Here is a 17,372-nt window from a genome sequence, read left to right on the forward strand (position 1 = left end):
GCCTGACGATCCCCTGCCGGAACTGCGGGCTACTGCTTGTGCGAGGTGGCGGTGGTCGTGATGTCGTTGTGCATGTCGTGGCTGATGCTCTTCATGCTCTTGCCGTCGGCGGAGACGGTCATCGTGCTGGTGCTCTGCACCTTGCCGTCGCGCTCGTAGGTCTCGCGCAGGCTGTGGGGACCAAGCTTCTTCACCGTCACGGTGTCCTTGGCCCCCATGGTGTTCTGGTACGGCACGGCGGGGCCATCGAGTTTCGCGGCATACGAGTTGCCCGTAAGGTCGCTGAAGCTCACATTGTCCCCGTCGACCTTGTAGGTGAAGGTGAGGGCGGCGTCGGAGATGTTGTCGAAACGCTTCATCTTCCACGAGCCGGCCAGCATGTGCGATCCGGGTGGCGCCTTGGCCACCTTGTAGATGGCCGCCTTGCCGGTCACCGGTTTCGTACCGCTGTCGTCAGTGAACTCCTCGCTGGCGTTCTTGCCGTCCGCGGATCCGGTGACAGTGAGCGTCTGCACGACCTTGCCGGCCTTCTTGAGGGTCTGCTGGATGGTGTGATCGTCCACGATCTTCACCGCGACGCTGTCGAAGCCCGGGTGCCCGGACACGGGATGGTCCTCGCCGTCGGTCTTCACGGTGTACGGCGGATTGCTGCAGGAGCAGCGGAACATGCCGTCCTTGAGCGTGATGACGATGGGCTTGCCCGTGTCGTGGATCGAGCCCGGGTCGGTTTTCCAGGTGCCGTTGAATGCGCTCTGCGCCAGCGCCATGGCGGGCATCAGCAGCGCGAACACGGAAACCGCATAAAGCAGCTTTTTCATGGCAGTGCTCCGGTGATTGGAGTCCCCCTATCCGGGTGCGTGCACCGGATCCTCTTTACTGTCCGCGCAGCCGCGTTATCGGCGCGTGCAGGCCACATGAACGCCGCCGGCCTTGCGCGGTGTTCACGGCATGCGCGCGAGACTGGCCATCCGTCCGCCATGGAGACCGTCATGCTCGAGCAGATCGATGGATTGCCGCCCGGCACGCTGGGCTTTCGCGCGCATGGCCAGGTGACCGCCGCCGACTACGAGCAGGTACTGGTGCCGGACGTGGAGGCCGTGTTCGCGCTGAACCGCAAGCTGCGCATGCTGTTCGTGGTGGCGCCGGATTTCACCGGTTTCGACGCGGGCGCGATGTGGGACGACTTCATGCTCGGCATCCGCCACATCAGCGGCTGGGACCGCGTGGCGCTGGTGACCGACGTGCCGTGGCTGCGCACCGCGACCAAGGCGACGCGCTTTCTGGTGCCGGCCGATTTCCGGCTGTTCGGGCTGGCCGAGCTGGAGGAGGCGGCGCGCTGGATCGCCGAGCCTGCAGAGAGCTAGTCGATGGACGGCCAAATCCCCACATGCGAAATCGTCACTTGCGCCGGTGCAGGTCTTCATGGTGTAGTCCGCCCATGATCTCCGCGACCGCCCTGTTCCCGAACGCCACCGCGCCTGCCGCGCGGGGTTTCGCGGCGGCCGTCAACAGCAATAACAATCGCGCGAACAATAACGCCAGCCGTTGGCGGGCCCGCGCGTAGCTGGAAGCAACACCTGCAGACACGCGACCGGGGCCCGCCAAAAGCGGGCCTTGGTCTTTTTGTGTGCTTGGTTTGTGCGCGGCTCCATCCGCGCAGTGCAGAACCGGCCATCCATGGCCGGCTTTCAACAAGAGCGCCGACACCGAGGAATTTCACCATGTGTTCGATTTTCGGAATGTTCGACCTGCAGCCGGGCGACGACCTTGCCGCGCTGCGCCGCCAGGCACTGGAACTTTCGCAACGGCAGCGCCATCGCGGTCCGGACTGGAGCGGAGTGTTCGTGGATGCCGGGGTGATCCTGGTGCACGAGCGGCTGGCCATCGTCGACCCGGCGTCCGGTGCGCAGCCGTTGCGCTCCCGCGACGGCGCGCTGGCGCTGGCGGTGAACGGCGAGATCTACAACCATCGCGAACTGCGCGGAGCCAGCACATACGACTTCACCACCGGTTCGGACTGCGAGGTGATCAACGCCTTGTACCGCGAGCAGGGCGCGGCTGAATTCATCGGGCAGGGCCTGCCGAAACTCAATGGCATCTTTGCCTTCGCGCTGTGGGACGGCGCGGCGCAGCGCTACCTGATCGCGCGCGATCCGATTGGCGTCTGCCCGCTGTACTGGGGCCACGACGCGCAGGGTCGGCTGTGCGTGGCGTCGGAGATGAAGGCCTTGGTGGGCGTGTGCGCGGATGTGGCCGCGTTCCCGCCAGGCCACGTCTACGACAGCGCCACGGGCGAGCTGCGCAGCTACTACGCCAAGCCATGGCGCGACTACGCGGCGACGCAGGGCCGCGCACCGGCGCCGGGCGAATTGCGCCATGCCTTCGAGCAGGCCGTGCATCGCCAGCTGATGACCGACGTGCCTTACGGCGTGCTGCTTTCGGGCGGTCTCGATTCCTCGCTGGTCGCCGCCTGCGCCGCCAGGTTCGCCCGCGAGCGCATCGAGGACGGCGACCGCAGCGAAGCGTGGTGGCCGCGCCTGCATTCCTTCGCGATCGGCCTGGAAGGCTCACCGGACCTCGCCGCCGCGCAGGTCGCCGCCGATGCGCTGGGCACGGTGCACCACGGCTTCGTCTACACCTTCTGGGAGGGGCTGGATGCGGTGCCGGAAGTGATCCGCCACCTGGAGACCTACGACGTCACCACCATCCGCGCCGCCACGCCGATGTACCTGCTGGCCCGCCGCATCAAGGCGATGGGCGTGAAGATGGTGTTGTCGGGCGAAGGCTCCGACGAGCTCTTCGGCGGCTACCTGTACTTCCACAAGGCGCCTTCGGCCGAAGCCTTCCACGAGGAAACCGTGCGCAAGCTCGACGCGCTGCACAGCTACGACTGCCTGCGCGCGAACAAGGCGATGATGGCCTGGGGCGTGGAGGCGCGCGTGCCGTTCCTGGACCTTGAATTCATCGACGTGGCGATGGGCATGGATGCCGCGCACAAAATGGTCGATAAAAGCGGGGCCGGCCACGGCAGGATCGAGAAACACGTGCTGCGCGCGGCCTTCGAAGGTGCGCTGCCCGGGGAGATCCTGTGGCGGCAGAAGGAGCAGTTCAGCGACGGCGTGGGCTATGGCTGGATCGACGGCCTGAAGGCACACGCCGAACAGATGGTGAGCGACCGCGAATTCGCCGCCGCAGCCGCGCGCTTCCCGTTCAACACGCCAGCCACCAAGGAGGCGTATTTCTATCGGCGCATCTTCGAGCAGTTCTATCCGGGCGAGGCCTGCGCCGCCACCGTGCCGGGAGGCAAGTCCATCGCCTGTTCCTCGCCGGCGGCGCTGGCCTGGGATCCCGCGTTCGCGGCGATGGCCGATCCATCGGGGCGGGCGGTGCGCGGCGTGCACGAGCAGGCGCTGGTCTGATCCCGTCCAGGCCGAGGTGCGGCAACGGCGGCATCATGGCAAGGCAAGCCCGCCGTTGCCCGCTCGCGAGCAGGGGGCGGGTCCTGCAAAACGGGCCGGGCGTCGTGCAGGTCAGCCCGCCGGCCCGGCGAACAGGATCAGGTTGCTGTCGGGATCGGAAATGACGAAGTCCCGGGCGCCCCAAGGTTGCTTTCGGAGCATCTGGTGGAAGTCCACGCCGGTCGCCTGGAAGGCGAGGAAAAGCTGCTCGATTTCATCTGCGCTCTCAACGGTGATTGACGCGCAGAGCAACTGTTCGCGTTCGCGGACGCCATCGGCGAACACTGGCGCCGGAACAAGCCGCAAGGCGATACGCGCGCAGTCGCGGCTGACCTGGGCGTAGAACGGTGGCTCGCCATAGGCAAAATCCAGAGCGAAGCCGAGCTTGCCCGTGTAGAAAGCGAGGGCTGCGGCGACATCGCTGACGTAAGCATGGGCGGCGATCGAATTGAAAGTGGGGCGCGGCGATTTGCTGGACTGGTCGAGCTGGTTCATGGTCTTCGCATCGTGAGGTGCATAGGGACCTGCCGGTGTGCGCTGGTTACATCTGGGCGACGCCTGCGCCGCTTCCGGATGGAGTGATGCGCGGAGTGCAGCAACGGGCCGCGTCCTGACGGATCGGCGGTCGAGTCAGCGCTTGCGGGCCAGGGTGAGGCCGTCGCCGACCGGCAGCATGGAGAGGTCGATACGCTCATCGTGGTGCAGATGCTGGTTGAGCGCCTGCAGCGCGCGGGTGTCGTCGTCCTGCGCGGGATGCGCTACGGCGCCGCTCCACAGCACGTTGTCGATCGCGATCAATCCGCCCCGGCGCAACAGCTGCAGGCAGCGCTCGTAGTAGGCGGTGTAGCCGGTCTTGTCGGCGTCGATGAAGGCTAAGTCGTAGCGGCCGGATGCGCCGGCGGCCAGTTCCGCATCGAGTGTCTGCAGCGCCGGCGCCAGCCGCAGATCGATCTTGTGCGCCACGCCGGCGCGTTCCCAGTACGGCCGGCCGATGCGGGTGTACTCGTCGCTGATGTCGCAGGCAAGGATGCGGCCGTCGTCGGGGAGGGCGAGCGCCACCGACAACGCGCTGTAGCCGGTGTATACACCGATCTCGAGGGTGCGGCGCGCGCCGAGCAGCTTCACCAGCAGGGCCATGAACTGGCCCTGTTCCGGCGAGACCTGCATGCCGGCGCGGGGATGGCCGCGCGTCGCACCGCGCAGGGCGACCTGTTCCGGATGCTCGCGCAAGGAATGTGCGAGCAAGTAGTCGTACAACGTGTCGTCGAGGTTCAGGCTGCGGTTGGACATGGGGGCGCTCCGGCCTGCGGTACCGGGCCGCCATGGTAACGCCGGCGGCACGCCCGACCGTCGTCCGCCGTCTGTCGCAGTGCGGCAATTTTGCTACCATGGCGGGCCATTCGCACGACGTGCCAATCCATGATCGAGACCAATCCGATCCTCGCGCAGATCGCGGACCTCACGGCCCGCGTCGAGTCGCTTAGGGGGTATCTTTGACTACGCCACCAAGCGTGAGCGCCTCGAAGAAGTAAGCCGCGAGCTGGAAAGCCCCAACGTCTGGGACGATCCGCCGCGCGCGCAGGAGCTGGGCCGCGAACGCGCCCGCCTGGACACCGTGGTCACCGGCATCGACGAGCTGACTTCGGGTTTGTCCGACGCGAAGGAACTGGTGGAGATGGCTGCCGCGGATGGCGACGAGGACACCGTTGCCTCGGTGACCGACGACGTGGCCAAGCTCGAAACCCGTGTCGCCAAGCTTGAATTCCAGCGCATGTTCTCCGGCAAGATGGACTCGGCGAACGCCTTCGTGGACATCCAGGCTGGCGCCGGCGGCACCGAGGCGCAGGACTGGGCGGAGATGCTGCTGCGCATGTATCTGCGCTGGGCCGAGTCGCGCGGCTGGAAGACCGAGCTGCTGGAGGTTTCCGGCGGGGAAGTGGCGGGCATCAAGTCGGCCACGTTCCGCGTCGAGGGCGACTACGCCTACGGCTGGCTGAAGACCGAGATCGGCGTCCACCGCCTGGTGCGCAAGAGTCCGTTCGATTCGGACAACCGCCGCCACACCAGCTTCACCAGCGTGTTCGTCTCGCCCGAAGTCGACGACGACATCGACATCGAGATCAACCCGGCCGACCTCAAGACCGACGTCTACCGCTCCTCCGGCGCCGGCGGCCAGCACGTCAACAAGACCGAGTCCGCGGTGCGCATCACCCACGTGCCCAGTGGCGTGGTGGTGGCCTGCCAGACCGAGCGCAGCCAGCACGCCAACCGCGACCGCGCGATGAAGATGCTGGCCGCGAAGCTGTACGAGATCGAGATCCAGAAGCGCAACGCCGAGAAGGACGCACTGGAAGCGACCAAGTCCGACATCGGCTGGGGCAGCCAGATCCGCAACTACGTGCTCGACCAGAGCCGCATCAAGGACTTGCGCACCGGCGTGGAGCGTTCCGACACGCAGAAGGTGCTGGACGGCGACCTCGACGAGTTCATCGAGGCCAGCTTGAAGTCCGGCCTGGATGCGGGCGCCAAGCGCATCGATGCCTGAGTAGTCCGTGCCGCGGCTTCGGCCGCGGCACGGAAAACCGCCTGTATCGACCTTCCCCGGTTTTCCACCCAGACGAGGTAGCCAGCATGAATGCCAGCAAGATCTGCAGCATCCTGTTTGCCTGTGCCGCCCTGGCGGCGTTCGGCGCGAGCGCGCAGAGCGCGGGCCAGGACATCAAGCAGGGCGCGAAGGACGTCGGCCACGGCGTCGCCACCGGCGCGCGCGACGTGGGCCATGCGACCAGGCATGTCGCCAAGAAGGTCGGCCATGGCGCCAAGGAGGCCGGCACCGGCATCGGCCACGGCGCGAAGAAGGCCGGCATCGCCGTGGGCCACGGCGCCAGGGACGTCGGCAAGGCCATCGGCCACGGCGCGAAGGAAGGCTGGGACGCCACCAAGGACGCGACCAAGAAAGTGTTCGGCAAGGGCGGTTGAGCGCCCAGCCTTCGCGAGAAGGTTTTGTAGGAGCGCACCCTGTGCGCGATGGCACTGATCCTGGGCAAGGCACACAGCCAATCGCGCACAGGGTGCGCTCCTACCGCTCCCGCAGAGAGACGAAAGGCGTCACGACAACAACGCAGGCGCTCCCATTCATTACGGAAACCCCATGAGCGATACCACCGATATCCAGCCTGTCGTCGACGAGAACAAGTTGATCGCCGAGCGCCGAGAGAAACTCACGGCCTTGCGCGGGCAAGGCATCCCGTTCCCCAACGACTTCAAGGTGGACAGCTTCGTCGGCGACCTGCAGGACGCGTACGCCGACAAGGACGCCTACACCGCCGAGGTCGTCGAGGCGGCGCAGCGCCGGGTGAAGGTGGCCGGCCGCATCGTGCTGAAGCGCGTGCAGGGCAAGGTCAGTTTCGCGCAGATCCAGGACATGACCGGCCGCATCCAGCTGTTCATCCACCAGGGTACGGTGGGCGACGGCGCCTACGAGGCGTTCAAGGGCTGGGACATGGGCGACATCGTGGGCGCCGAAGGCGTGCTGATGCGCACCAAGACCGGCGAGCTGTCGGTGAGGGTTGACGTGTTGCGCCTGCTCACCAAGAGCCTGCGCCCGCTGCCCGACAAGCACCACGGCATGGCCGACGTGGAGCAGCGCTACCGCCAGCGCTACGTGGATCTCATCGTCACGCAGGAAGCGCGCGACACCTTCCAGAAGCGCTCTCGCATCATCGGCTTCATCCGCCAGTGGCTGGAGGCCGCGCCGCGCCGCTTCATGGAAGTGGAGACGCCGATGATGCACGTCATCCCCGGCGGCGCCACGGCCAAGCCCTTCATCACCCACCACAACGCGCTGGACATGGACCTCTACCTGCGCGTGGCGCCGGAGCTGTACCTGAAGCGGCTCGTGGTGGGCGGCTTCGACCGCGTCTACGAGATCAACCGCAACTTCCGCAACGAGGGCGTGTCCACCCGGCACAACCCCGAGTTCACCATGCTGGAGCTGTACCAGGCCTACGCCACCTACAACGAGATCATGGACCTCACCGAGAACGTGATTCGCGAGACGGCCAAGTCGGTGATCGGCACTACCCGGCTGACCTGGGAAGGCGCCGAAATCGATGTCGGCCCGGCCTTCCGCCGCTGGACGATGGAGGACGCGGTGCTGGAGCACAATCCCGGGATCAAGCGCGAGGAACTGCGCGACCGCGCGGCGATGGCCGCACACGCGCAGCGTCTCGGCATCCACGTCAAGGACGGCTACGGCTGGGGCAAGCTGCTGCTGGAGATCTTCGAAAAGACGGTGGAGCACACCCTGATCCAGCCCACCTTCATTACCCAGCATCCGGTCGAGGTCTCGCCGCTGGCACGCGAGAACGACGCCGACAAGGGCATCACCGACCGCTTCGAGCTGTTCGTCAACGGCAAGGAGCTGGCCAACGGCTTCTCCGAGTTGAACGACCCGGAAGACCAGGCCGCCCGCTTCAAGGCCCAAGTGGAAGCCAAGGACGCCGGCGACGACGAGGCCATGCACTTCGACGCCGACTACATCCGCGCGCTGGAAGTGGGCTTGCCGCCCACCGGCGGCCTCGGCATCGGCATCGACCGCCTGGTGATGCTGCTCACCGACTCCGCCTCGATCCGCGACGTGCTGCTGTTCCCGTACATGCGGCCGGAAGCCTGAGCCTTTCCGCCGGTGGCATGTGATCCGACAGGGCCTGCGATCGCGGGCCTTGAGCGTTTCAGGCGGGTACGCACGAGTGTGTTGCCGCAACGCGGTTTAGCGCTGTTGCACAATCATGCCGGCCGTCCCGGCTCTGCTGATGCGGGCTTGCGGCAAGCTAGCCTACGCGCGCTCTTGCTTGAGAAACGACGACACTCCGGCTGTCTCTTTCCTCGCATTCCCCGCATTCCTCGTGGGCGCACCGATCCTGGCTACTTCGGACCTTCAATTCGACTTCAACAAGAAGCCATCGCTGTGCATCGTCCAGCGATCGATCAAGGGTTCGTAGGTAAGGCAAAAGCATCAACCCACGTCGCGGCCAGCACGCATCCCTCACTCAGCACCTTCCGGGCAGCGCAGTCGGGTAAAATTGCCGACTCGCCTTGCAACGGAGCCTTGCCCATGTGGTTCGCGATCATCGCCCAGGATCATCCCGGCACGCTGGACCGGCGGCTCGCCGCTCGCGCGGAACACCTGGAGCGACTGAACCGGCTGCAGGACGAGGGACGCCTGCTGCTGGCCGGCCCGTTTCCGGCCATCGAGTCGGAAAACCCCGGGCCGGCCGGGTTCACCGGCAGCATGATCGTGGCGGAATTCGCCTCGCTGGCCGACGCCGAGGCCTGGGCCAGGGTCGATCCCTACGTGGCTGCCGGCGTCTATGCCGAGGTGAGCGTCAAGCCGTTCCGCAAGGTCCTGCCATGAGTGAGGCGATGGCGGAGCAGATCCGCTCGCGCCTCGCGGCCGCGTTCTCGCCCACGGAGCTGGAGGTAGTGGACGAAGGCCACCTGCACCGCGGCCACGCGGGGGAGGGCAAGGGGCATTACCACGTGCGCATCGTCAGCCCTGCCTTCGCCGGCGTGCTGCCGATCAGGCGCCACCGGATGATCTATGCCACGCTCGACGACCTGATGAATCGCGGCATCCATGCGCTGTCGATAGACGCCGGGTAGAAAAGAATTAACAAACAAGTCGATACAATGCATTTCTGCAGTGAAATCTCATGCAGAAATGCATTGCGGCACCGCCCCTCCTTTGGCACAGTGCCTTGTCGCCCAGGCCCCTGGGCGCCCTCCGATTTCCCTGCGATGACCGCATGCGCCTGACCACGATCAAACTCGCCGGCTTCAAGTCCTTCGTCGACCCCACCACCCTGCACCTCCCGGCCAACATGACCGGCGTGGTGGGGCCGAACGGCTGCGGCAAGTCCAACATCATCGACGCGATCCGCTGGGTGATGGGCGAGAGCGCGGCCAGCCGCCTGCGCGGCGACTCGCTCACCGACGTGATCTTCTCCGGCTCCACCTCGCGCAAGCCGGTGGGGCAGGCCACGGTGGAACTGATCTTCGACAACGCCGACGGCACCGTGCAGGGCGAGTACGGCCAGTACGCCGAGATCTCGGTCAAGCGCCAGGTGACGCGCGACGGGCAGTCCCTCTATTTCCTCAATGGCGCGCGCTGCCGCCGCCGCGACATCACCGACCTGTTCCTCGGCACCGGCCTGGGCCCGCGCAGCTACTCGATCATCGAGCAGGGCATGATCTCGCAGATCATCGAGGCGCATCCCGAGGAGCTGCGCACGCACCTGGAGGAGGCCGCCGGCATCTCCAAGTACAAGGAGCGCCGCAAGGAAACCGAGAGCCGTATCAAGTCCACCCGCGAGAACCTCGACCGCGTGAAGGACGTGCGCGACGAAGTGGACAAGCAGCTCGAACACCTGAACCGCCAGGCCCGCGCCGCCGAGCGCTGGAAGGCCTACAAGGAAGAGGAAACCCGCAAGCAGGCCGAGCTGCGCGCGCTGGAATACCGGGCCCTGAAGGGCCAGCACGACGGCGAGGGCGCGGGCCTGTCCGCCGCCGAGATCGAGATCGAGAAGCAGTTGGCCGGCCAGCGCGAGATCGAGGCGCAGATCGAAGCCATGCGCGAGCGCCACACCGCGGCCGGCGAGCACCTCGGTGGGGTGCAGGCCGAGGTCTACAAGGTCGGTGCCGAGATCGCCCGCGTCGAGCAACAGGTACGCCACAACCGCGAGACCGCGGAGCGGCTGCAGCGCGCCCAGGGCGAGGCCGAGCGCGAACGCAACGAACTGGCCGAGCACATCGCCGGCGACCGCAGCCAGGTCGAAACCCTGCGCATGGCGCTGGCCGAGGGCGAACCGAAACTCGAAGCCCTGCAGCAGCTGCAGGACGACACCGCCGAAGCCCAGCGCAGCGCCGAGACCAGGCTTGCCGACTGGCAGCAGCGGTGGGACGCACATACCCGCACCGCCGGCGAATCCAGCCGCGCCGCCGAGGTGGAGCGCACCAAGCTCAACTACCTCGACCGCCAGGCCATCGATCTTTCCCGGCGCCGCGACGCGCTGGAAGCCGAGCAGAAGGCCACCGACCTCGCCGCGCTGGACGCCGCCGCCGAACAGATGCACCTGGAGCACGACACCCAGCGCGAGCGAGTGGAATCGCTGGGCGGCCTGCTCGACCAGCACAAGACCACCCACGAGAAGGTGCTGGACGAGGAGCGCCAGCTGCAGTCCACGCTCAACGAGGCGCGCTCGCAGCTGCAGACCGCCCGCGGCCGGCAGTCTTCGCTGGAGGCCCTGCAACACGCCGCACTGGGGCAGGAGGAGAACGCCGCCAGCCAGTGGCTCGCCCGCCTGAGCCTGGACAAGTCGCCCCGCCTTGGCGAGACGCTGCAAGTGGAAGCCGGCTGGGAAACCGCGGTGGAAACAGTGCTGTCCGGCTTCATCGACAGCGTGCTGGTCGACGGCGCGCATGCGCTGGCCGCCGACTTCGGCGCGCTGGAGAACGCCGACCTCGCGCTGCTCGATGCTGCCGAGGGCGGCGCCCACACCGCCGGCACGCTGGCCGCCCACGTGCGCGGCCCGGCTGCGGCGATCGCCATCCTCGGCCACGTGCTCATTGCCGAAACGCTGGACGAGGCGCACCAGCGCGTGGCCGGCCTGTCCGCGCTGGCGCCCTACCAGTCGGTGATCACCCGCGGCGGCGAGTGGCTGGGCCCGGGCTGGGCGCGCGTGCGCCGTGCGCAGGGCAACCAGGTGGGCGTGCTGGCGCGCGAGCGCGAGATCCGCACCTTGACCGAGCAGGTCGCCGCGCTGGAAGCGCGCATCGAGGAATGCACGGCGCAGCTCGACGACTTGCGTACCCGCAAGTTCGAGGCCGAGCGCGCCCGCGACGACACCCAGCGCGAGCTGTACAACGCGCATCGCCGCCAGAGCGAGCTCGCCGGCCAGCTGCAGAGCCACCGCGGCAAGCTGGAAACCGCCCGTGCCCGCGGCGAGAAGGTGGCCAGCGAACTGGCCACCCTGATCGAGCAGCTGGACGAACTGCAGACGCAGACCCGCGAAGCCCGTGCGCGGCTGGATGAGTCAGTCAGCCACATGGGCGACCTCGAGGACCAGCGCCGCGAACTGGAGAACGAGCGCCGTGCGCTGCTGGAGGCGCGCGAGGAAGCGCGCATGAACGCGCGCGAAGCCGCCGACCAGGCGCACGCGCTGGCGCTGTCGCTGGAATCCAAGCGTTCCTCGCTCACGTCGCTGGAACAGTCGCTGGCGCGCATGGAAAACCAGCTGCGCCAGATCGAGGCGCGCCGCGGCGAGATCGCCGAGCAGCTCGCCGCCGGTTCGGACCCCATCGCCGAACTCGAGGCCGAACGGCAGACCTACCTCGACCAGCGCCTGCTGGTGGACAGGCAGCTGGTCGAGGCGCGCCGTGCGCTGGAAGAATGCGACATCGCCCTCCGCCAGCTGGAACAGCGCCGCCACCTCGCCGAACAAGGTCTCGCCGGGCTGCGCGAAAGCCTGTCCGAAAAGCGCCTCGCCGCGCAGGCGCTGCAACTGCGCGCCGAGCAGCTGGCCGAGGCGATCGCCGCTTCCGGGCTGGAGCTGGAAACCCTGCTCGCCGAACTGGCCGAGGACGCGGATGCGGCGCAGTGGAGGCAGCAACTGGCCGACCTCGCGCAGAAGATCGTGCGGCTGGAGCCGGTGAACCTCGCCGCGATCCAGGAGCATGCCGAGCAGAGCGAACGCAAGACCTACCTGGACAACCAGCTGGCCGACCTCACCAGCGCGATGGAAACACTGGAAGGCGCGATCAAGAAGATCGACCGCGAGACGCGCGCGCGCTTCAAGGAAACCTTCGACAAGGTCAACGCCGGCGTGCAGGAGCTGTTCCCGCGCCTGTTCGGCGGCGGCCACGCCTACCTCGAACTCACCGGTGACGACCTGCTCGATACCGGCGTGGCGATCATGGCGCGCCCGCCCGGCAAACGTCCATCCAACATCTCGCTGCTCTCCGGCGGCGAGAAGGCGCTCACCGCGGTGGCGCTGGTGTTCGCGATCTTCAATCTGAACCCCGCGCCGTTCTGCCTGCTCGACGAGGTGGACGCGCCGCTGGACGAGGCCAACGTGGGCCGTTTCTCCAGCATGGTGCGCGAGATGAGCGAGCGGGTGCAGTTCATCTTCATCAGCCACAACAAGGCCACCATGGAGGCAGCCAGCCAGCTGTGCGGCGTCACCATGCGCGAGCCCGGCGTGTCGCGTCTGGTGCAGGTGGACCTGGCCGAAGCGGCTAAACTGGCGGGTACCGCCTGAGCATCGCCACCCATGCCCGGGACTTGAATTGAGGAAGCGCGTTCGCCCGCCGCGGGTCCGCGACGGACGAACCACACGAGGAACCGAAGATGACGCTGCAACCCGTGCTTGCCCTTGCCTGGAATCCGGCGGTCGGCATACCGCTGCTGATCGTCGGCGTGGTCGTGCTTGCGCTGATCTGGCTGTTCGGCCAGCCGAAGAAGGAACAGGGCAGGCGGCGTGCTCCGGGCGGGCAGGGCGCGCACGGCGGCGAACGCCGCGAGCCGACGCTGGGCGAAGCGGGCGACGAGGATGGCCTTTCCTTCAGCGCCACCGACCACGCGCTGGCCGACGAGCCGCCGCCGCAGCAGGGCGAGCTGGATATGGGCCTGCGCGAGGAACTCGAACGCCTCGGCGCCACGCTGGCCGGCGAGCGCAACGCGCCGCTGTCGCGCGGCAAGCTGGCCGGGCAGGCCGCCTCGATCGTCGACGCGTTGCGTGCACCGTCGTCGTCGGCACCCGCCGCGCCGGCGCCGGGCCCTGCGCCAGCCGCCCCCGCGCCGCAGTCCTCCCGCATGCCGCCGCGTTCCGATCTCGGCCGCCGTCCGCCGCAGGTTGCGGTGGAGCGCATCGTCACGCTGTTCGTGATGGCGCGCGAAGGCAGCCACTTCAACGGCTCCGACCTGATCGTGGCGGCCGAGAAGGCCGGCCTCGAATTCGGCGACATGGGCATCTACCACCGCCTCGTCGACGGCAAGCGCGAGCTCGGCCCGATCTTCAGCGTCGCCAACATGCTCAAGCCCGGCAGTTTCGACCTGTCCCGGCTCGACGCGCTGCGCACGCCCGGCCTCAGCTTCTTCATGACGCTGCCCGCGCCGCTGCCCGCGCTCGACGCCTGGGACACCATGCTGCCCACCGCGCAGCGCATGGCGGAATTACTGGACGGCCAGGTGCTGGACGAGGAGCGCAACGCGCTGGGCCGCCAGCGCATCGCCCACATCCGCGACGAATTGCGCGGCTGGGACCGCGACCACGAGGGCGAGGAAATCCACTTCGGGCGTTGAACACCCGGACTTGCATGGCTTGCTGGCTCGGGTTTCGGTAGGGGGCGGACGATGGACCAGGCGATCGATTTCCAGGCCTTGCCGCAGGTGGCTGCGGGACGCGCCCGCGGCGGCCGCGACACGCAGCAGGACGCGTTGGTCTGCCTGCACGATCCCGCCAGCGACACCTTGCTGCTGGTGCTGGCCGACGGCATGGGCGGCGACGGCGCGGGGGAGCTGGCCGCTGAGGGCGTGGTCGATACCGCTCGCCGCTTGTGGGAGCAGGGCCGGTGGCACGAGCAACCCGGTGCGCTGTTCCTGGAGGACTTGTGCCAGGAAGCACATGCCGAGCTGGTTCGCCGCCGCGAGGGGCTGCTTGCGGGCGAGCCCCATTCCACCGTGGTCGCGCTGCTGGTCCGCGGCAAGCAGGCGTACTGGGCGCACGTGGGCGACAGCCGCCTGTACCGCTTCCAGGGCCGGCGCTGCCTCAGCCGCACCGAGGACCACAGCGTCGCCCAGCTCAAGCTGCGCCGTGGGGAGATCACGCCGGAGCAGCTGGCCGGTGACCCCGACCAGCACAAGCTGCTGAGGGGACTGGGCGGCACCTCGCCTCCCGAGGTCGAGCACGGCGGCGCGATCCTGCATGCGGGACAGACCTTCGCCCTGTGCAGCGACGGCGTCTGGGCGCAGCTGTCCACGCCGGAGTTGCGCCGGCTGTCGCGCCGTCGCGACCAGGGCGGCGCGCTGCACGAAGCCTTGCGGCTCGCCACCGCGCGCGGAGGCGAACAGGGCGACAACGCCGCGCTGATCTTCGTGCGGGCGGCCGGTGCGGGCTGGATGCGCCGCTGTGGCGAAAAGCTCTGGTCCGCCATGCATCCCGCCGGCACCGCCGTGCGCGGATCCGGCGGGCAGGGTTTCGCGGGTGATGGCGAGGCATGAAGACGATGGCGTTTGCCTACCGGTCCCTGCGCATCGTCCTGCCGCTGGCCCTGGCCGGCCTGGCCGGCTGCGCGCAGATGACCACGCTGAAGAACAAGGTCGACGACCGCATGAGCGGCTCGCCGAGAGTCACCGTGGAACGGGCGGCGCCCGAGATGGAGGCGCCGGCAGCCGCGCCGTCGTCGCTGGGCGAGATCATCCAGGGCGAGCTGCAGCGGGGCCATTACGCCGACGGCGAGCGCGCCCTGCGCCAGTACCTGGCGGCGCACCCCGGCGACCGCACCGCGCAGGCCATGCTGCATCAGCTCACCGTTGATCCCGCACGTGAACTCGGGGCGCGTTCGCGCAGCTACACGGTGCAGCCCGGCGATTCCTACAGCACGCTGGCGGCACGCTACCTGGGAGATGCGCAGCGCTTCCTGATACTGGCGCGCTACAACGGTTCGACCGATCCCTCGGTGCTGCGCACGGGCCAGACGCTGCGCCTGCCGCTCGCCGCCGCACCGCCCGGTGCAGCGACGGCGGCATCGGCTGTCGCTGCGGAGGCCGGCGCCGCGGCGCCGGCGGCACACGGCCCGGCGAATGCATCGGGCGGATCGGCGGTGGCGAAGGCGCGTCGCCTGCAACGCGAGAGCGTGTCCCTGCTGGCGCAGGGGCACAAGAACCAGGCGCTGGAGCAGCTCGACGAGGCGCTGTCGCTCGACCCGCAGCTGAAGCCCGCCGACCCGCAGGCGGCCGCGTTGCGCCAGCAGCTGCTGACCGCGTATCACCAGCGCGCGATCGTGCTGTATCGGGACCAGAAGCTGGATCCGGCCATCGCATTGTGGGACCACGTCCTGGCGATCGACCCGTCCTATGAGCCCGCGGTGATCTACCGCGCCCGCGCGCTCGAACTCAAGCAGCGCCTGAAGCAGCTCTGATCCGGCGCCGGTGCGGAGCGACGCTTCAGGACGCGTCCGGGGGCGGGATGATGCGGGTCGGCTGCACGGCCGGCTCCACGGCGACGCCGGGCGAAGTGGAGGGGCCGGCCTCGTTCTGCTGGCGCGCCTGCAGCGCGCTGTTCATCAGGTTAAAGGCGGCGAACAGCTGGCCCAGCTCATCGCGGCGCACGAGCCGGATGCGGTGGTGGAAGTCGCCGCGGCCGACCCGCAGCAGGGCGTCGCTCAGCATCTGCAGCAGCGCGAACGGACGCCGGAACAGCCAGTAGGCGGCGCCGACCACCGCCGCCAGCGTCACCAGCAGCACGGCGAGGATCACCCACAGCGTGGTGTGCTGGGCGGTGCGCAGCGGCGCGCCGCTGATGCCCAGGCGCAATTCGCCGACCATCTTGGCCTGGTAGCGGATCGGCACGTCGAACAGCAGCATGGTGTCGTCGTCGCCGCCGACCACCCGACCGTGGTAGCTGTCGATGCCGTCGCCCCCGGAGAGCGGCTTCTGCCCCACCGGCACCGGCAGCGCGCGGCCGACTTCCGCGGGCCGGGTACTGGCCACCACGTTGCCAAAGCGGTCGGCGACGGCCAGGTAGTGGATCTGCCGGTTTCGCGCGATGTCCTGCACCAGCGCGCGCGTGGCGGCCTGGTCGTTCAGCAGCAGGTTTTCCGCCGCGTCGCCGGCGATCATGCGGCTCAGCGAACGGCCGAAGTCCAGCGCGAGGCCGGTGATCGCGGTGTTCTGCTTGGCATAGATCGCGGTCAGCCCGAGCAGCAGCACCAGGCACAGCGTGGCGCCCAGCGCGCCGGCCCAGCGCAGGCGCAGCGAGATGATGCGATTGGCGACCGGCTTCTCGTGCAGGCGCTCGTATTCGCGGCGTGCCTGGTGCAGGTCCTCGACGACTTCGGCGCCGCTCTGGTAGCGCGCGGCCGCGGTGGGCGAGAGCAGGGTGCGCACGATCCCCACCAGCATCGACGGCGTCGCCGGATCCAGCGGTTCGATCGGCGGGCGGGGCATGCGCTGCCGTTCGCGGATCAGCCGCGGCACGTCGGAGGTTTCGCGCCACGGCAGCTTGCCGGTGATCAGCCAGTGCAGCACCACGCCCAGCGAGAACAGGTCGCTGCGCGCGTCGTCCGGTTCGCCGCGCAGGCGCTCCAGCGCCATGTAGGCCGGGGTTCCACCGGTTTCAGTGCCGGCCGAAGGCGCGCCGCGCCGCTCCGCAATGCCGAAGTCGCTGAGCTTGGCGTAATGCCAGCCCTCGGCCAGCATGATGTTCTCGGGCTTGATGTCGTGGTGGATGATGCCCTGCTCGTGCGCGTAGTTCAGCGCAGCGGCCACCTGGCTGGCCAGCTCGATCACCATGGGCAACGGCGGCAGGCCCTCGGCGGCGACCCTGCCTGCCAGCGTCTCGCCGCCGAGGCGCTCCATCGCGATATAGGGGCGGCCGTCGTCGGTCTCGCCCGCGTCGAAGATGGTGACGATGTTCGGGTGGACCAGGTGCCCGGCCGCGCGCGCTTCGGCGAGGAAGCGCCGCCGGTAGGCGCTGTCAGCGGCCACGTGGCGGTGCAGGCACTTGATGGCGACCTGGCGCTGGATGCCAGGGTCGAAACCGGCGTAGACCACGGCCGTCGCGCCTTCGCCGAGTACGCCGTCGATGCGGTAGCGGCCGATTGTCCGCGGCATGGCGGTGGCGCGGGCGTTCACGG

At 68.4% G+C, this 17,372-nt stretch carries 15 protein-coding genes; 11 read left to right on the top strand and 4 right to left on the bottom strand.

Features of this window, described 5'->3' with window-relative positions:
- Positions 1-29 precede the first annotated feature (29 nt).
- Positions 30-818, bottom strand: a complete 789-nt coding sequence (locus AC2EWF_RS12120; protein WP_483639615.1) for a hypothetical protein — start codon at positions 816-818, stop codon at positions 30-32.
- A 171-nt stretch (positions 819-989) separates the two neighbouring features.
- On the opposite strand from AC2EWF_RS12120, the gene AC2EWF_RS12125 reads away from it, so the two are divergent.
- Together AC2EWF_RS12125 and asnB are read left to right on the top strand one after the other, a co-directional pair.
- On the top strand, positions 990-1,364 hold the full coding sequence (locus AC2EWF_RS12125; protein WP_483639616.1) for a SpoIIAA family protein: 375 nt from the start codon (positions 990-992) through the stop codon (positions 1,362-1,364).
- Between the two features lie 357 nt (positions 1,365-1,721).
- The gene (gene asnB / locus AC2EWF_RS12130) at positions 1,722-3,419 is read left to right on the top strand and encodes an asparagine synthase B (RefSeq protein WP_483639617.1); all 1,698 of its coding nucleotides are present in this window, start codon (positions 1,722-1,724) and stop codon (positions 3,417-3,419) included.
- Positions 3,420-3,530: 111 nt separating this feature from the next.
- On the opposite strand, the gene AC2EWF_RS12135 is transcribed toward asnB, so the two are convergent.
- Together AC2EWF_RS12135 and AC2EWF_RS12140 are read right to left on the bottom strand one after the other, a co-directional pair.
- Positions 3,531-3,953: a VOC family protein gene (locus AC2EWF_RS12135; protein WP_483639618.1), complete on the bottom strand. Its 423-nt coding sequence runs from the start codon at positions 3,951-3,953 to the stop codon at positions 3,531-3,533.
- Between the two features lie 135 nt (positions 3,954-4,088).
- Entirely contained in the window at positions 4,089-4,748 is a 660-nt protein-coding gene (locus AC2EWF_RS12140) for a class I SAM-dependent methyltransferase (protein ID WP_483639619.1), read from the bottom strand.
- 129 nt (positions 4,749-4,877) lie between these two features.
- On the opposite strand from AC2EWF_RS12140, the gene prfB reads away from it, so the two are divergent.
- From prfB to AC2EWF_RS12185, 9 genes are all read left to right on the top strand, one after another.
- Positions 4,878-6,003 (top strand): peptide chain release factor 2 gene (prfB, locus tag AC2EWF_RS12145; RefSeq protein WP_483639620.1). Its coding sequence is split into 2 segments (ribosomal slippage): positions 4,878-4,952 and positions 4,954-6,003, totalling 1,125 coding nucleotides; the frame shifts between segments, so codons are not numbered across the junction.
- A gap of 86 nt (positions 6,004-6,089) precedes the next feature.
- Positions 6,090-6,437 (top strand): hypothetical protein, encoded by a 348-nt coding sequence (locus AC2EWF_RS12150; RefSeq protein ID WP_483639621.1) that lies wholly within the window; start codon positions 6,090-6,092, stop codon positions 6,435-6,437.
- Positions 6,438-6,609: 172 nt separating this feature from the next.
- Positions 6,610-8,133, top strand: a complete 1,524-nt coding sequence (gene lysS, locus AC2EWF_RS12155; RefSeq protein ID WP_483639622.1) for a lysine--tRNA ligase — start codon at positions 6,610-6,612, stop codon at positions 8,131-8,133.
- A gap of 441 nt (positions 8,134-8,574) precedes the next feature.
- Positions 8,575-8,874 (top strand): YciI family protein, encoded by a 300-nt coding sequence (locus tag AC2EWF_RS12160; protein WP_483639623.1) that lies wholly within the window; start codon positions 8,575-8,577, stop codon positions 8,872-8,874.
- Complete coding sequence (locus AC2EWF_RS12165; protein WP_483639624.1) at positions 8,871-9,122, top strand: BolA family protein; 252 nt, start codon at positions 8,871-8,873, stop codon at positions 9,120-9,122. Before AC2EWF_RS12160 ends, AC2EWF_RS12165 begins: the two co-directional genes overlap by 4 nt.
- A 143-nt stretch (positions 9,123-9,265) precedes the next feature.
- Positions 9,266-12,775, top strand: a complete 3,510-nt coding sequence (smc, locus tag AC2EWF_RS12170) for a chromosome segregation protein SMC (protein WP_483639625.1) — start codon at positions 9,266-9,268, stop codon at positions 12,773-12,775.
- A gap of 89 nt (positions 12,776-12,864) precedes the next feature.
- Complete coding sequence (gene zipA, locus AC2EWF_RS12175; protein ID WP_483639626.1) at positions 12,865-13,818, top strand: cell division protein ZipA; 954 nt, start codon at positions 12,865-12,867, stop codon at positions 13,816-13,818.
- Positions 13,819-13,869: 51 nt separating this feature from the next.
- On the top strand, positions 13,870-14,736 hold the full coding sequence (locus AC2EWF_RS12180; protein WP_483639627.1) for a PP2C family protein-serine/threonine phosphatase: 867 nt from the start codon (positions 13,870-13,872) through the stop codon (positions 14,734-14,736).
- Positions 14,733-15,656, top strand: coding sequence for a LysM peptidoglycan-binding domain-containing protein (locus AC2EWF_RS12185; protein WP_483639628.1), 924 nt, complete (start codon positions 14,733-14,735; stop codon positions 15,654-15,656). The genes AC2EWF_RS12180 and AC2EWF_RS12185 overlap by 4 nt, the downstream gene beginning before the upstream one ends.
- A gap of 25 nt (positions 15,657-15,681) precedes the next feature.
- On the opposite strand, the gene AC2EWF_RS12190 is transcribed toward AC2EWF_RS12185, so the two are convergent.
- Positions 15,682-17,370, bottom strand: a complete 1,689-nt coding sequence (locus AC2EWF_RS12190; protein ID WP_483639629.1) for a protein kinase domain-containing protein — start codon at positions 17,368-17,370, stop codon at positions 15,682-15,684.
- Positions 17,371-17,372 lie beyond the last annotated feature (2 nt).

The organism is Rhodanobacter sp. sgz306013, assembly GCF_057031145.1.

Coding starts and splice junctions, on each gene's coding strand:
- AC2EWF_RS12120 (WP_483639615.1), bottom strand. CDS start 818: ATGAAAAAGCTGCTTTATGCGGTTTCCGTGTTCGCGCTGCTGATGCCC.
- AC2EWF_RS12165 (WP_483639624.1), top strand. CDS start 8,871: ATGAGTGAGGCGATGGCGGAGCAGATCCGCTCGCGCCTCGCGGCCGCG.
- AC2EWF_RS12160 (WP_483639623.1), top strand. CDS start 8,575: ATGTGGTTCGCGATCATCGCCCAGGATCATCCCGGCACGCTGGACCGG.
- AC2EWF_RS12125 (WP_483639616.1), top strand. CDS start 990: ATGCTCGAGCAGATCGATGGATTGCCGCCCGGCACGCTGGGCTTTCGC.
- AC2EWF_RS12135 (WP_483639618.1), bottom strand. CDS start 3,953: ATGAACCAGCTCGACCAGTCCAGCAAATCGCCGCGCCCCACTTTCAAT.
- AC2EWF_RS12185 (WP_483639628.1), top strand. CDS start 14,733: ATGAAGACGATGGCGTTTGCCTACCGGTCCCTGCGCATCGTCCTGCCG.
- smc (WP_483639625.1), top strand. CDS start 9,266: ATGCGCCTGACCACGATCAAACTCGCCGGCTTCAAGTCCTTCGTCGAC.
- AC2EWF_RS12140 (WP_483639619.1), bottom strand. CDS start 4,748: ATGTCCAACCGCAGCCTGAACCTCGACGACACGTTGTACGACTACTTG.
- asnB (WP_483639617.1), top strand. CDS start 1,722: ATGTGTTCGATTTTCGGAATGTTCGACCTGCAGCCGGGCGACGACCTT.
- AC2EWF_RS12180 (WP_483639627.1), top strand. CDS start 13,870: ATGGACCAGGCGATCGATTTCCAGGCCTTGCCGCAGGTGGCTGCGGGA.
- AC2EWF_RS12150 (WP_483639621.1), top strand. CDS start 6,090: ATGAATGCCAGCAAGATCTGCAGCATCCTGTTTGCCTGTGCCGCCCTG.
- zipA (WP_483639626.1), top strand. CDS start 12,865: ATGACGCTGCAACCCGTGCTTGCCCTTGCCTGGAATCCGGCGGTCGGC.
- lysS (WP_483639622.1), top strand. CDS start 6,610: ATGAGCGATACCACCGATATCCAGCCTGTCGTCGACGAGAACAAGTTG.